15 protein-coding genes and 1 pseudogene are annotated in these 14,696 nt (G+C 64.3%); 6 read left to right on the forward strand and 10 right to left on the reverse strand.

Going from position 1 to position 14,696, the window contains the following annotated elements:
* The 3 genes and pseudogenes from U1E69_RS05635 to U1E69_RS05645 form a co-directional block, all read right to left on the reverse strand.
* Positions 1-330 (reverse strand): annotated as a pseudogene (locus U1E69_RS05635) (ISKra4 family transposase); the annotation flags it as partial.
* A 144-nt stretch (positions 331-474) separates the two neighbouring features.
* Entirely contained in the window at positions 475-1,884 is a 1,410-nt protein-coding gene (locus U1E69_RS05640; protein ID WP_322243392.1) for an aldehyde dehydrogenase family protein, read from the reverse strand.
* A gap of 136 nt (positions 1,885-2,020) precedes the next feature.
* A complete protein-coding gene (locus U1E69_RS05645; protein ID WP_322243393.1) occupies positions 2,021-3,424 on the reverse strand; it encodes an aspartate aminotransferase family protein in 1,404 nt (467 codons plus the stop codon).
* 125 nt (positions 3,425-3,549) lie between these two features.
* On the opposite strand from U1E69_RS05645, the gene U1E69_RS05650 reads away from it, so the two are divergent.
* A complete protein-coding gene (locus tag U1E69_RS05650; protein ID WP_305545336.1) occupies positions 3,550-4,011 on the forward strand; it encodes an Lrp/AsnC family transcriptional regulator in 462 nt (153 codons plus the stop codon).
* On the opposite strand, the gene U1E69_RS05655 is transcribed toward U1E69_RS05650, so the two are convergent.
* From U1E69_RS05655 to ehuB, 6 genes are all read right to left on the reverse strand, one after another.
* On the reverse strand, positions 4,008-4,994 hold the full coding sequence (locus tag U1E69_RS05655; protein WP_267635534.1) for a cyclodeaminase: 987 nt from the start codon (positions 4,992-4,994) through the stop codon (positions 4,008-4,010). The two genes, U1E69_RS05650 and U1E69_RS05655, sit on opposite strands and share 4 nt — an antisense overlap.
* A complete protein-coding gene (gene eutB, locus U1E69_RS05660; protein ID WP_322243394.1) occupies positions 4,984-5,991 on the reverse strand; it encodes a hydroxyectoine utilization dehydratase EutB in 1,008 nt (335 codons plus the stop codon). The genes U1E69_RS05655 and eutB overlap by 11 nt, the downstream gene beginning before the upstream one ends.
* A complete protein-coding gene (ehuA, locus tag U1E69_RS05665) occupies positions 5,981-6,793 on the reverse strand; it encodes an ectoine/hydroxyectoine ABC transporter ATP-binding protein EhuA (RefSeq protein WP_305545331.1) in 813 nt (270 codons plus the stop codon). The genes eutB and ehuA overlap by 11 nt, the downstream gene beginning before the upstream one ends.
* 3 nt (positions 6,794-6,796) lie before the next feature.
* Positions 6,797-7,465: an ectoine/hydroxyectoine ABC transporter permease subunit EhuD gene (gene ehuD / locus U1E69_RS05670; protein ID WP_305545328.1), complete on the reverse strand. Its 669-nt coding sequence runs from the start codon at positions 7,463-7,465 to the stop codon at positions 6,797-6,799.
* Positions 7,462-8,121 (reverse strand): ectoine/hydroxyectoine ABC transporter permease subunit EhuC, encoded by a 660-nt coding sequence (ehuC, locus tag U1E69_RS05675; protein WP_305545325.1) that lies wholly within the window; start codon positions 8,119-8,121, stop codon positions 7,462-7,464. The genes ehuD and ehuC overlap by 4 nt, the downstream gene beginning before the upstream one ends.
* Before the next feature lie 66 nt (positions 8,122-8,187).
* Entirely contained in the window at positions 8,188-9,033 is an 846-nt protein-coding gene (ehuB, locus tag U1E69_RS05680; RefSeq protein WP_322243395.1) for an ectoine/hydroxyectoine ABC transporter substrate-binding protein EhuB, read from the reverse strand.
* Between the two features lie 185 nt (positions 9,034-9,218).
* Between ehuB and U1E69_RS05685 the strand changes: the two genes are divergently transcribed.
* The 4 genes from U1E69_RS05685 to U1E69_RS05700 are packed head-to-tail and all read left to right on the forward strand — an operon-like array spanning position 9,219 to position 13,127.
* Positions 9,219-10,403 carry a M24 family metallopeptidase gene (locus U1E69_RS05685; protein WP_305545320.1) on the forward strand — a complete coding sequence of 395 codons (1,185 nt, stop codon included), beginning with the start codon at positions 9,219-9,221 and terminating at the stop codon, positions 10,401-10,403.
* 12 nt (positions 10,404-10,415) lie between these two features.
* The gene (argE, locus tag U1E69_RS05690; protein WP_322243399.1) at positions 10,416-11,573 is read left to right on the forward strand and encodes an acetylornithine deacetylase; all 1,158 of its coding nucleotides are present in this window, start codon (positions 10,416-10,418) and stop codon (positions 11,571-11,573) included.
* The gene (locus U1E69_RS05695; RefSeq protein ID WP_267635544.1) at positions 11,570-12,436 is read left to right on the forward strand and encodes a DMT family transporter; all 867 of its coding nucleotides are present in this window, start codon (positions 11,570-11,572) and stop codon (positions 12,434-12,436) included. Before argE ends, U1E69_RS05695 begins: the two co-directional genes overlap by 4 nt.
* 7 nt (positions 12,437-12,443) lie before the next feature.
* Entirely contained in the window at positions 12,444-13,127 is a 684-nt protein-coding gene (locus tag U1E69_RS05700) for a GntR family transcriptional regulator (protein ID WP_322243396.1), read from the forward strand.
* An 83-nt stretch (positions 13,128-13,210) separates the two neighbouring features.
* On the opposite strand, the gene U1E69_RS05705 is transcribed toward U1E69_RS05700, so the two are convergent.
* Entirely contained in the window at positions 13,211-14,224 is a 1,014-nt protein-coding gene (locus U1E69_RS05705; RefSeq protein WP_322243397.1) for a helix-turn-helix domain-containing protein, read from the reverse strand.
* Between the two features lie 119 nt (positions 14,225-14,343).
* Between U1E69_RS05705 and U1E69_RS05710 the strand changes: the two genes are divergently transcribed.
* Positions 14,344-14,696, forward strand: a 353-nt coding sequence (locus U1E69_RS05710) for a helix-turn-helix domain-containing protein (RefSeq protein ID WP_322243398.1), incomplete at its 3' end; no start/stop codon positions are given.

Consider the following 14,696-nt stretch of genomic DNA (forward strand, 5'->3'; position numbering starts at 1 on the left):
CGCTGACCTGGCATCACACGAACAGCGGCGCATGCGCGCGGCTTTGACCCGAACCCGCCCAAAGAGCGTGTCGAGATCGCGCGTGCGATAGTCATGAATGGCACGAACCGAGGCGCAATCCGGGCATACGCGGCTTTCTCGGATGATTTCCTCAACCTGATCGCAAAGAATTGCCCGCTGAATCTGTTCGACAACCCTCTTCCCATCCTCAAGGCGCAACCCGATCCCGTCTGGACAGGTCACCCGATAGGGTCGAGAAATGCCGTCAAGCTGATGAGTGCGCTTCTCCCCGTTGTCGAAGGTAGTTTCGATTGTAATCCGTACGTCCATGGCAGCCCCCCATACAAAGAGCTTACCTTAGCACAGGCCAGATCACCGACGACGACCCCCATGTTTTGTCCACTCCCTTTGTTGACTTTCGTATACCGCATTTAAGGGCTACGCGACACGAGATAATCCCAGTAAATGCAGTGTTTACTGACGGTTGATGCAGACGACCTTTGCTTGCGTCATCTCCTCGTAAGCAAAGCGCACGCCTTCGCGGCCAAGGCTGCCATACTTGAACCCGCCGAACGGCATGGCGTCAAAGCGGTAGTCCGAGGAGTCGTTCACCATCACCCCGCCCGCCTCGATCCGGCTGGAGGCGTCCAGCGCAATGTCGAGGCGCGAGGTGAAGATCCCGGCGTGCAGGCTGAAATCGACCGCATTGGCCAGATCAATGGCCTGGTCGAAACTGTCGAACGGTTCCAGCGTCACCACCGGGGCAAAGGCCTCGTCGCACCAAAGCGCGGCGTCATGCGGGACGGCCTCCAGGATCGTGGGGTGGTACAGCGCACCTGCGCGCCGATGGCCGGTCAACACCCGCGCCCCGGCGTTCAGCGCCCGACTGACAAGCTGTTCGGCACCCATCGCCGCCGCTTCGGTGATCATCGGGCCGACATCGGTCGCCTCGTCCTGCGGGTCGCCAGTGCGCAAGGTTTCGGTCTGGGCGACAAAGGCCGCCCGGAAGGCGTCGTAGACCGGGCGCTGGATCAGCATGCGCTGGGTGCCGATGCAGTTCTGCCCCGCCGCCCAGAACGCCCCCGAAACGCAGGCCTCGACCGCGAGGTCCAAAGCCGCATCGGCCATGACGATGACGGGCGCATTGCCTCCAAGGTCCATGGCAAGCTTCTTCAGCCCCGCCAGGCGAGAGATCGCTTCGCCGGTCCCGAAGCCGCCGGTGAACGAGATCATGCGGATCGGTCGCGCCGCAACCAGCGCCTTGCCAAGGTCGGGACCACCGACGACCGGCGTCACGACCTCGGTTGGCAGCCCGGCTTCGATCAGCACCTCCACAAGGGCCAGGGCGGACAGCGGTGCAAGTTCCGAAGGTTTCAGAATGATGGAATTCCCCCCGGCGATGGCTGGGCCAAGCTTGTGCGCCACCAGATTGAGCGGATCATTGAACGGGGTAATGGCGAGGATGATCCCCAGGGGCTCGCGCGTGAACCAGCCCATCCGGTTTTCCGAACCGGCATAGGCATCGAAGGGAATGACTTCGCCGGCCCCGCGCTTTGCCTCTTCGGCCGAGAGTTTCAGCGTATTGATGCAGCGTGCGACCTCTTTTCGGGCCTGACGAATTGTCTTGCCGGCCTCGGCGGTGATCTGGCACGCGAAGTTTTCAGCCCTTGCCTGAACCAGGGCTGCGGCGGTTTCGAGGATATGAGCGCGACGGTGACGTGGCAGCGCGCGCGCGATAGACTGCCCTTGGGCAGCCCGGGCCATGATCTCCGGCAGGTCTTCCGGACGTGCCACGGTCACCTGTCCAGTGACCGTCCCGTCAAAAGGGTTCATGACTTGGCAGGTGGCGGCTTCGGCCGAATTTGTGCTTAGCAGCGCGATCATCTGAGGCTGTCCTGTCGTCTGTAAGTCTGCGCGGCACAGCGCTCCAGCTGCGGCGAGACCGGCATTATGGCGGAAGTGGGCCGCGACAGGATCGGGTCGCGGCGCCTTTTGGTGATCCAGCGCGTCGGTTGCGTGGTCAGGCCACGGCCTTCTCGCGGGTCAACTGGTCCATCACCTCGCGCACGGCCGCTTCGGCGATGTCCACAATGGCGTCCACCTCCTCGCGGGTCGTGACCAAGGGCGGGGCGAAACCCAGAATGTCGCCATGCGGCATGGCGCGGGCAATCAGGCCGCGCGCCCGGGCCGCTGCCGAGATCTTGGCGCCGACTTTCAGGGCCGGATCGAAGCGCTGCTTCTTGTCCCGGTCGGCCACGAATTCAAGCGCCGCCATCAACCCGACGCCGCGCACTTCGCCGACGATGGGAAGCTGCGCAAAGACCTGCCGCAGCCGGTCCTGGAAATAAGCGCCGGTGGTGCGGGCATTGCCGGGCAGGTCCTCACGCTCGACAATATCCAGCACGGCATTGGCGCAGGCCACGCCAATCGGGTGGCCCGAATAGGTGTAGCCGTGGCTGAAGGCACCGACCTTGTCGGCCCCGTCTTCGATCACCTTGTAGACCTTTTCGCCGATGATGGCCGCCGACAGCGGTACATAGGCCGAGGTCAGGCCCTTGGCGACGGTAATGAGGTCAGGCTCGATGTCGTATTTGGTGCAACCAAACAGCACGCCGGTGCGGCCAAAGCCCGTCACCACTTCGTCAGCGATCAAAAGCACATCATATTTGCGCAGCACCGCCTGAATGGCCGCCCAGTAGCCTGCGGGCGGCGGGGTGATGCCACCGGTGCCCAGAACCGGCTCGCCGATGAAGGCCCCCACGGTGTCGGGGCCCTCGCGCAGGATCATTGCCTCCAACTCGGCCGCGCGGCGGGCCGAGAACTGCTCTTCGCTTTCGCCGGGTTCCGCGCCCCAGTAATGGTGCGGCGCGCCGGTATGGCGGATCAGGCCCATCGGCAGATCCATATGGTCATGGTAAAAGCTCATCCCGGTCATCGAACCCGATACAACCGAGCAGCCATGATAGCCGCGGTCGCGCGAGATGATCTTCTTCTTGCCAGGCTTGCCGCGCAGGTTGTTGTAATACCACACAAGTTTCGCCTGGGTTTCGTTGGCATCCGACCCCGACATGCCATAGAACACCTTGCTCATCTTGCCCGGCGCCATGCGGACAAGCCGGTCGGAGAGAATGGCAAGCTGGTCCGTCGTATGCGCGGCGTAAGAGTGGTAATAGGCCAGTTGATGCGCCTGCTTGGAGATGGCATCGGCCACCTCGTCACGGCCGTAGCCGATGTTGACGCAGTAAAGCCCGGCGAAAGCGTCGATATAGCTGTTGCCCTTGGCGTCCTGAATGCGGATGCCCTTGCCGCCGGTGACAATGGTCGGATCGCCCGCCTTGCCGCTGGCATAGTCTTTCGCCTGGGTGAAGGGATGCAGCACGCTGGCACGGTCCATCTCGGCGATCTGGGAAAGGCTGTGATCCATCTGCGGCTCCTGAGGCAAGGGGTGAGGCACAGAATACTTGCTTGAGCCTGCGGTTTACGTCGTATTTCTGGTATTCCGCGCAGGAATCCTGCAATATTTCGGCAAATGGTACAGGAAGGCTGTGCATGACCCTTGATGCAATTGATCTGAAGATTCTCCGCGCCCTGCAAGAGAACAACCGCCAATCCAGCGAGGTTCTGGGCGAGATGGTCGGCCTGTCGCCGACCGCCTGTCAGCGTCGGATGAAGCGGCTGCGCGAGGACAAGGTGATCGAGGCGGATCTGTCCATCGTCTCGCCAAAGGCCATCGGGCGCGAGTTGACGACGCTGGTGCATGTCACGCTGGAGCGCGAGCGTGCCGATATCATCGACCGCTTCAAGGCGTCGATCCGCGCCACGCCGGAAATCATGACGGGCTATTACGTCACAGGGGACGCCGATTTCGTGCTGGTCGTGACGGCGCGGGACATGGAAGACTTCGAGCAGTTCACCCGGCGGTTCTTTTATGGCAACCCCGATATCCGGGGGTTCAAGACCATGGTGGTGATCGACCGGGTGAAGGCGGGGTTCGCGCTGCCGATAGGCTAGGCCTGCAGGATCGTGCCGGCCTGCGGGTGGCGGGCGCGGACATGAGTGGCGATGGCGGTATCCTGCACGCCGGTGCCGGTCAGATCGCAGATCGTGACATCCTGCGGGCTGTGGCGGCCAGGCCTTGCGCCGGTGATGACCTCGCCCAGTTCGGCCGGGCGGCCCTTGGTCCACAGACCGGCGGCCAGCGCCGCCTCCATCTCGCCCGAGACTTCGCACTGGCTTACCCGGTCGCAGACATAGGCATCGGCGGCGGCAAGGGCACGCGGGTCGATTTCATTCTTGCCCGACTGGTCCGAGCCCATGGCGGTGATATGCAGCCCCGGATGCAGCCATTCGGCGCGGATCAGCGGCGCGCGGGCGGGCGTCGTTGTGACCACAAGTTGCGAAGCCCGGACAAGGGTTTCCGCGCTGTCGACCGCCTGCGCCTGAACGCCAAGACGGGCGGCCAGATCATCGGCGCAGGCGCGGGCCTTTACCGGATCGCGGCCATGAACCAACAGGCGCTGGAAGGGCCGTACCAGATGGGCCGCCTGCATCTGCAGCCGCGCCTGGACCCCGGTGCCGATGACACCAGCCGTTTCGACCATTTCGGGTGCCAGATGGCGGGCGGCCACCGCGCCGGCTGCGGCGGTGCGGATGTCGGTCAGATAGCCATTGTCCAGAAACAGCGATTGCACCAGCCCGGTCTTGGCCGAGAACAGGATCATCAGCCCGTTCAGGCTGGGCAGGCCCAAGGCTGGGTTGTTGAAAAAGCCGGGGCTGACCTTGATCGCAAAGCCGTCAAAGCCGGGGATATAGGCGGTTTTCACATCCACCTCGCCATGCGCTGCGGGCAGGTCCATCGACAGGATCGGCGGCATCACCACCCCGCCCGATGCCAGCGCGGCAAAGGCGGCCTCGATCACGTCTACCGTGGTCAGGTCAAGCGCGACGATCCGGCGCAGTTCGGCCTCGGTGACGATCTGGATGTCATGCGCCATAGGGTCTGCCCTTCAGGAAAATGTCGCCGATCTGCAGGTCGCGCCCCGCGACGATATCGGCAAAGCTGGTCATGTCGGTGTTGCGCCCGGTCAGGATGGTTGCCGCAGGCCCACCAAGCCGCACGGCCCCCGTCATCACCGCCGCCAGTCCCACGACCGCGCTGCCCTCGGCCACCATGCGGTCATGGAAGAACAGCGCCTGCATGGCGTCGCGGATTGCCACCTCGTCCACAAGCACAACCTCGTCCAGAAGATCGCGGCAGAGCGCCAAGGTCAGCCGGTTCTGCAACCCAATCCCACCGCCCAGACTGTCGGCCAGCGACGGGTATTCCGTCACCGCCACCGGATGACCCGCTGCAATGGACGCCTGCATCGCCGCGCCGCGTTCCATCGAGATGCCGATGACGCGCAGGCCGGGCTTGATCGCCTTGGCGGCCAGCGCCACTCCGGCGGCAAGGCCCCCGCCTGACAGCGGTAGAAGCAGCGTGGACAGGTCAGGCCGGGCGGCCAGAAGTTCCAGCCCGATGGTCCCCTGCCCGGCGATGACACGGGCATCGTCAAAGGGCGGGATTTCCACCAGCCCCTCGGTCGCCACAAGCGCCCGGCTTTCTTTGGCGGCATCGTCCTGTGACCGGCCGATGATCCGCACCTCGGCCCCAAGGGCGCGGATGCCCGCGACCTTGGCGGCAGGCACAAGCGCCGACATGCAGACCACGGCACGCAGGCCCATCTCGCGGGCGGGATAGGCGATGGCGCGACCGTGGTTGCCGGTGGAACAGCACACCACCCCCGGCGCGTCGGGCGGCAGGGCGGCCAGCGCAGTCAGCGCCCCTCGCAGCTTGAACGCGCCCATCGGTTGCGTGGTTTCAAGCTTGAGCAGCATCTCTTGCCCCAGGCCGGGGATTTGCGACGGCACCAGCGGTGTGCCGTCGGCCCGGCCCCGGATCACCTTGGCCGCAGCCAGCACATCGGCCAGCGTCAGCGGCTTAATCGGCATCCTTGACCGCCCGCAGGAATTGCTGCGTCCGTTCCCGCTGCGGGTTGGTGAAGAACTGCTCGGGTGCGGCCTGTTCCTCGATCCGACCCTTGTAGAAGAAACAGATCCGGTCCGAGATGTCGCGGGCAAAGCCCATCTGGTGTGTGACCATCAGCATGGTCAGATCATGTTCGGCCACCAGCTTGCGAATGACCTGCGTCACCTCGCCGATCACCTCGGGGTCAAGCGCCGAGGTCACCTCGTCAAACAGCATGATGCGCGGCCGCATCGCCAGTGCGCGGGCAATCGCCACGCGCTGCTGCTGACCCCCGGACAGGCGCGAGGGGTGCTGGTCCTTCTTGTCGATCATGCCGACCATCGCCAGAAGTTCCTCGGCCCGTGCCCGCGCCTCGGCCTTGGGCAGGCCCAGCACCTGCACCGGACCTTCCATGCAGTTCTGCAGCGCGGTCATGTGCGGAAACAGGTTGAAATGCTGGAAACACATGCCGATCGAGGCCCGCATCCGCCGCAGATGCGCCTCGTCTGCGGGGACCAGACGCCCGTTTCGGACCATGTGGGTCAGGGGCTTGCCATCGACATAGATCACGCCGTCATTGATCGTCTCCAGCGTCATCAGCATGCGCAGGACCGTGGTCTTGCCCGAACCCGACGGACCGATCACCGACACCATCTCGCCTCGCTGGATGTCCAGGTTCAGGCTGTCCAGCACGACCAGCGAGCCATAGCTTTTGGTCACGTTCATGAAGCGCACCATCGGGCGGTCGCTTTCGGGCAGTTCCAAGGGATAGGCGGACAGATCCATGACTCAAAGCCCCAGTTTGCGGCGCAGCCGACGTTCGCCCAGGCGGACAAGACCTGCCGTGGGCAGCGACAGCGCAAGAAAGATCAGACCGACCAGCGTGTAAGGCTCAAGAAAGCGGTAGGTTTCCGAGCCGATGGAATTGGCGGCCTGCATCAGTTCGGTCACCCCGATCACCGACAGCATCGGCGTGTCCTTGAAGATGCCGACCAGATAATTGCCCATGCCCGGCACGGCATGCGGCAAGGCCTGCGGCAGAATGATGCGCACATAGCTGTCGCGGGTGGTCAGGTTCAGGGCGCGGCAGGATTCCCACTGGCCGCGCGGCACGGCTTCGATTCCGGCGCGGTAAACCTCGGCCAGATAGGCCGAATAGTGCAGGCCGATGGCGATCATCCCGGCGACCCAGGGCGACAGCGTGATGCCGACCTGCGGGCCGACGTAGAAGATGAAGAAGATCTGCACGACCAGAGGGGTCGAACGGATGAACTCCAGCACCTCGCGCAACAGGGTGCGCGGCAGGCGACCGGAGCTGCGCAGCGCCAGCGCGAAGACCAGCCCCAGGATCATGGCGATCCCATAGCCCACCCCGGCCGCGATCAGGGTGTTGATCGTGGCCCGCAGCAGGCGCGGCAGGATTTCGATGGCGAATTCCCAGTTCCAGTCAAAGGTCATGCCCGGCCAAGCCTCCGCGCCATGGCCCGTTCCAGCCCGCGCATCGCGGGGGTGATCAGCACCCGGGCCAGAAGGTAGTAGATGACAAGCGCCGCGCCGAACGCCTCGGCCGACCGGAAGGTGGCGCCGTTGATCTGCTTGGCCACGAACATCAGGTCGGGCACGGCGATCAGCGCGACAAGGGCGGTGCCCTTCAAAAGCTCGATCATCAGGTTGCCCCAGGGCGGCAGCATCAGCACCAGCGCCTGCGGCAGGATGATCCGCCGCATCCGCTTGGCGGGCGACATCGACAGGGCATACCCCGCCTCCCACTGTCCGCGCGGGACGGCCTGGATCGCGCCGCGCACGATCTCGGCGCCATAGGCCCCGACGTTCAGGCCGACAGACAGGAACCCGGCCTCGAATTTTGGCAGGCTGATCCCGAACAGGGGCAGGACGAAGAAAATCCAGTACAGCTGGACCAGAAGCGACGTGCCCCGGAAAAGTTCGATGTAGACGACCGAAAGGCTGCGGACCGGCCACAGGGACGACAGGCGGCCAAGTCCTGCCGCAAGTGCCGCTACGCAGGCGACAAGGGCGGCAAGAATGAACTGGGCACAGGTGACCAGCGCGCCGTCAAGCAGCCTTGGGCCATAGGTTTGCAGGAACTCCCACATCGCCGGTCTACCCCTTGGTTATGCGAAAGGGCGGGGCCGGAACGTCCGACCCCGCATGTTGGGTGCCTAGCGGTTCGCGCAGACCCATTCCGTCGTCTTGTCGCCGGGCAGCATGGCTTCCGAGTAGCCGTACTCAGCCACCGCAGCCAGCATTTCGGGCGAGCCGAGATAGTCTTTCTGCGCCGCGTTGAACCGGTCAAGGAAGTCCTGGTCTTCCTTGCGGAAGCCCACGCCGGCCCAGTTGAACGACTCTTCCGGCATGGCGGACGGATCGACGATTTCGACTGCGCCGCCGGAGCTGTCGGCCAGCTGTTTCATCGTCGGATAGGTGCCGGTCCCGGCATCGGCCCGGCCAGCGGTGACGGCCGCAAGAATCTCGGTCGGGCCGGGGACGATCATGATCTGATCTTCTGTCACGCCCGCAGCCTTTGCGGCGTCGATGTTGGAATAGCCCGCCCCCGTCACCAGCATCACGGCCTTGTCCTTGACGTCGGTGTAGGTCTGGATGCCCTTGGGGTTGCCCGGAGCCACGATGAACCCGTCGCCGATCTTGGCCATCGGCTCGGAAAAGGCGATGTTCTCGCAGCGCGCAGCCAGGATGTTCATGCCCCCGGTGATGATGTCGAACTGGCCTGCGTTCAGGCCGGGGATCAGCCCGCCCCACTCGGTCTCGACGGTCTCGATGTTGGTATAGCCCATCTTGGCCAGCACGCCGATCACCGCGGCATTCACAAAGCCCTTGGGGGTGCCATCCTCGCCCGGATAGGCAAACGGGATTTCATTGGCAAAGCCGATGCGGATGGTGTCGCCCGCTGCGAAGCGGTCTTCCAGCGGGCCTGCCAGGGCGGCAATGGCCGAAACGCCAAGCCAAAGACCGGCCAGCGCCGTCGTCGTCAGGGTAGACATCTTCATATCGGATCCTCCTGTTTGGCGGTGGGTTGTTCATGGATTTCTCCGCCTGTTGTATACAACACAAGAAGTCTTCAAACTGTGTCAAGCGATTTTGCCGCAAAATGACGGGTAAGTGGATTATTGCTTGCAAAATTCCGAACTCTGTCCCTAGTCTTGTATACAACCTGCCACCCCAGTGAGAAATCATGACCCCGCAGAATGCCCCTTTCAGCCAAGCTGAATATGACCGCCGAATCGCCCTGACCCGTGCCGCGATGGCCAAGGCGGGCCTGGACGCGATCTTTGTCACCGACCCGTCAAACCAGGCCTGGCTGACGGGCTATGATGGCTGGTCGTTCTACGTCCACCAGGGCGTCATCCTGACGATGGAAGGCGAGCCGCATTGGTGGGGTCGCCACATGGACAGCCTTGGTGCCTTGCGCACCTGCTGGATCGCCCCGCCTTCGATCCACGGCTATGCCGACAGCTATGTGCAGTCGACCGTGCGCCACCCGATGCAGGACCTTGCCCGCATCCTGCGCGACATGGGGCTGGAACAGGCCCGCGTCGGGGTGGAGATGGAGAATTACTACTACTCGGCCAAGGCGCATGCGGTGCTGGGTTCGGAGCTTTCAAAGGCAACGCTTGTCGATGCCACCGCTTTGGTGAACTGGCAGCGCCTGGTGAAATCGGCCGAAGAGATCGTCTTCATCCGCAAGGCCGCCGCGATTTCCGAAAAGATCGTGCGGACGGCCATCGACCTGTCGCGCCCGGGCCTGCGCAAGAACGAACTGGTGGCCGAGATCTCCCGCGCCGGGCTGATCGGCGTGGGCGAGGATTGGGGCGACTATCCCGCCATCGTGCCGCTGACGCCATCGGGCATGGACGCCACCGCCGCGCATCTGACCTGGAACGGCGCGCCGATGAAGGCGGGCGAGGCGACGTTCTTCGAACTGTCGGGCTGCTATCGTCGCTACCATGCTCCGCTCTGCCGGACCGTCTATCTGGGCCAGCCCCCCGCCGAGATGCGCCGCGCCGAAGAGGCGCAGATCGAAGGGATCGAGGCCGGCCTTGCCGCCGCCCGCGCGGGCAACCAGACCCGCGACATCGCCCAGGCCTTCATGGATGTGCTGAAGAAATACGGCATCCACCGCGAGGGCCGGATGGGCTATCCGATCGGCCTGTCCTATCCGCCCGATTGGGGCGAACGCACCGCCTCGATCCGCACCGAGGACGAGACGGTTCTGCAACCCGGCATGGTCTTTCACTTCATGCCCGCGCTCTGGATGGACAGCTGGGGGTTGGAGACCACCGAAACCATCCTGATCGGCGACACCGGCCCGGCCCAGGCGCTGTGCCAGGTCGAACGCAAACTGTTCGTCAAGGAGTAAGCCTTGGACCACATGACCCGCACCCGCGAGATTCTGGGCCAGCTGATTGCCTATCCCACGGTTTCGGCCGACAGCAATCTGGCGCTGATCGAGCATCTGGCAGGCCTGCTGGCCGACGCCGGGGCGCGGGTCGAGGTGTTCCGCGATCCCAGTGGCGGCAAGGCCAATCTCTTTGCCACCATCGGCCCCGACATCGACGGCGGCATCCTTCTGTCCGGCCATTCCGACGTGGTGCCGGTGGCCGATCAGGCCTGGACCTCTGACCCCTGGGCGATGGTGGAACGCGACGGGCGGCTTTACGGGCGCGGCACCTGTGACATGAAGGGCTTTATCGCTGCCGCCGTGGCGTTGGCGCCCGTCTATGCGCAAAAGGCCATCGCCCGGCCGATCCATTTCGCCGTTACCCATGACGAAGAGATCGGCTGTCTGGGTGCGCAAGCGCTGGCCCCGCTTCTGCAGGCGCGCGGGGTGAAGCCGCGCGTCGCCATCATTGGCGAGCCGACGCTGATGCGGGTGATCGAGGGGCACAAGGGCTGCTACGAATATTCGGTGCATTTCACCGGGCTTGAGGGTCACGGTTCGGCCCCCGAACGCGGGGTGAATGCGGTGGAATATGCGGTGCGCTATGTCGCCCGGCTGCTGGAGCTGCGCGAGGCTCTGAAGGCCCTCGCCCCCCCCGACAGCCGGTTCGAGCCGCCCTGGACCACGATCAACACCGGCGCGCTGGTCGGCGGTGTGGCCCATAACGTCATCGCCGGAAAGGCGCGGGTGGACTGGGAAATGCGCCCGGCCCAGCCCGGCGACGCCGATCTGGTCAAGGCCGACCTGCATGAATTCTGCACCCACCACCTGCTGCCGGGGATGCGCGCGGTGGCCCCCATGGCCGATATCATCACCGAAGTGATCGGCGAGGTGGATGGGCTGATTCCGACCAGCGAGAACGAGGCGCGCGAGATCGCGCTGGCGCTGACCGGGGCCAACGGCGCGGGCCTGGTGCCCTTTGGCACCGAGGCGGGGATCTTTCAGGCCATGGGCATGCAGGCGGTGATCTGCGGCCCCGGCTCGATCGAACAGGCCCACAAACCCGACGAATTCATCGCACTGGAGCAACTGGCCGAGGGCATCCGCTTTCTGGAACGCCTGGGAGACCGGCTTCAGGTCGCCCCATGACTGCCTTCTGGCGAGCCGCCCCCTTTGTCTTTCTGATCCTGTGGTCGGGGGGTTATGGCTTTGCCAAGCTGGGCCTGCAACATGCCGAACCGATGACCCTTCTGGCCCTGCGCTATGGGTTGGCGGTGGTGGTGCTGGTCCCCCTTGCCCTGCTGCTGCGACCGCAATGGCCGGTGGGCGCACGGCATTGGGCAGCGGTGGCGGTGACGGGGTTTCTTATTCAGGGCGTCTATTTCGGCCTGGCCTATCTGGCGATGAAGCAGGGGATGAACGCCGGGACCACCGCCATCATCATGGCGCTGCAGCCCGCCCTTGTCGCCGCCGCATCGCCACTGATCGGCGGCAAGCGCGGGGGACTTCTTCTGTGGTCGGGGCTGGGGATCGGCTTTTGTGGCGTCCTGCTGGCGGTCTGGTCCGAGGGGTCGCTGGGTCCAAGCCCGATTGGCGCGGCGCTTCTGGCACTTGGGGCTCTGGCCGGGATCAGCGGGGCCACGCTGTTCGAAAAGGCCCTGGGCCGCAAGACCGACCCGGTGGCCGGAGGGCTGGTTCAATATGCCGTGGGCTTCACGCTGGTTGCCCCGGTGGCCGTGGCCACTGAAAGCCTGTCGATCGACTGGCAGCCGGGCCTGATCGTCGCGCTGGTCTGGCTGGTCCTGGGCAATTCGCTGATCTCGATTTCGCTTTACATCGCCATGATCGCGCGCGGCGATGCCACGCGGATTTCGGCGCTGATGTATCTCGTGCCGCCGCTTGCGATGGCCCTTGCATGGGCGCTGCTGGACGAACCCCTGCGTCCCCTGGCGCTTGCCGGATTGGCCTTGTCAGCCGTTGGGGTCTATATCGTGACACGCCAGACGAGATGAGGGTGCCATGAACTTTCCAGCCGAAAGCCTGCCCACCGCCCGCGACCGCTTTGACAGGATGCACAAGGTCCTGCGCAATCGCATCTGTGTTCTGGACTATCCCCCCGGCACCCGGTTGTCAGAGGAGGATCTGGCAGCAGAGTTCGGGACCAGCCGCACACCCTTGCGTCGGGTTCTGGTCCGGCTGGAAGGCGAAGGCCTGTTGCAGTCGGTGCATGGTGTCGGGACCTTTGTCACCGATGTCGACATCGAGGCGCTGGAACAGACCTATCAGCTGCGAATGGAACTGGCCGAGCTTCTGGGGGTCCTTGGCCCGAACCCGCTCGACCCCGCCCTGTGGGACCGTTTGCAGCTGCTGTCGGCCGAGGTTCGCGCGTTGGCCAATGCGCCCGACGCCCGGCGCTTTGGGGAACTGAACATGGAGTTCTTCCACGAATTCCACGGCATCACCTCGAACCTTCCGCTGCGCGAGATCTGCGAGCGTCTGTTCCTGCAGACCGCCCGGATCTGGCTGAAATCCATGGCAGCCGCGCGCATTGACGTGGCTGCAGAAGTGCGGATCTTTGCAGACGAGATCGACGAAGTCCTGCGCGCCCTGGCGATTGGCGACGTCCGATCCGCCGCGCTGATCCATCGCACGCATATTTCAATGAGTTATACGAGGATGCGCATTGCTTCACGCAACCTCTAATAGGTTGTATTCTGTAGAGTGCCATCCAATTTGTTAAGTCAATCGCGAAGCAGGCCGAATAGGACGCGAGGAAGCGTCTCCGTTCAACTTGCGGCTTTCCACATTCGGTAGCGTCCTTGCCCGGTTACCTCGCGGACTAAGCCATGCGCTTCCATCCACGCAAGATTACGCTGGATCGCGGCGCGGCTAGCCCTCGTCAAGGCTGCCGCCATTGGGGCAGATACCAAAGGCCACTCCGCAAACAATGCGCTCAGTGCAGGTGGAGTTTTGCCCGAGAGCGGGGTCATCTCAGCTCTTGCGCGCTCGGCCCACGCCTCGATGGCGTCCAGGTGCCGCATCGCGGTCAGCGCTGCAGTCTCCATCCCCTCGAGCCATCGCGTTAGGCGTTCCGTTGGCGGGCCGCCGGCGCGCAGACCCCCTGCCCCGCCGATGGCCAGCGGTGCAAAAACTGCACCTTTGCAATCGCTGGCAGCGATTCGTGCGGCCGTAAGCGCGGCCTCCAGCTTGTCGCCATGTTGCGCAAGGCCGGCAAGGCTCCAGAGGTGAAAGCCCATGCAAGCGCGGGTGATCGGGTGAAGATCAGTTGCCTGCGCCATCAGATCTAGCCAACTGCCAGCACGGTCCGCGAATGGTTCGGCCTCATCATCCAAGCGCTCGGGGTCGCGGCGGTCGAGGAAGGCAGAAAGATCCTGCTCTGGTCCCGGCCCACCCGTCAGCCGCCGCACCGCCCATCCGACACGCGCCAGCGCAGCCGTGTCGTCCTGAACGCTGGACAGGCGCATGGAGGTCCAGAGCGCGAGCCGATCCGGCCCGATGCGGTCACCCGCGAACCAACTCAGGTCGGCCGCTTCAATCATGGCGAGCCTGTGCCGCCAGCCCTCCGGGCCCCGCTTCAGCCGCTCGTCTAGCACACCGAGCCTGCCTGCAACGCGGGCGAGGCGCGCGGCATGGCCCGCCTCAGCCCTCCGCCAGTCAACGAGAACCTCTGTTTCCCGGGGTTCCGCCCCTGGCTCGGGCGGCAGATCGTCGGGATCTGCTTCGATCGGGCCGGGCAGAAACCATAGATCGTCTTCGAATGCCTGTCGCTTTTTCTTCACGATTTCACTGCGTGGTTTTCACATGATTTCCGCAAGGTACCTCCGGAAGTGGCGCGGGTTTCTGCTTTGCGATTTCAATTTCATTATGGACTTCAATAGGTTTTGAAGGGCACGGCGGCATGACAGCACTCAGCAAAGATCGGCCTTTGGAGCGGGCAGCTTACCGCGCTTCAGACGAGGCTTGGTCGAAGGCGGTTCGGATCGCTCGCGAACTTGACCGGGTTCTCGATGGCGACTTGCCGATGCGGGAGGCTGTCAGCCGGGCAGCGGTGGAACTGCGCCTTTCGACGCGTCAGGTCTACAATCACCTCGCCCGGTATCGGGAGGACCGCCGTGTCTCGTCGCTTCTTCCTCGGACGAATGGCGCGCGGCGTGCGAGGATATCGGCCAGCGTGGAAGCCATCATTTCCGACACTTTGCGAAAGATGTGGCTGCAGCCAGAGCAACCCGATCTCGCGCCCATCGTCGACGA

The organism is Tabrizicola sp. (genome assembly GCF_034366665.1).
GTDB lineage: Bacteria > Pseudomonadota > Alphaproteobacteria > Rhodobacterales > Rhodobacteraceae > Tabrizicola.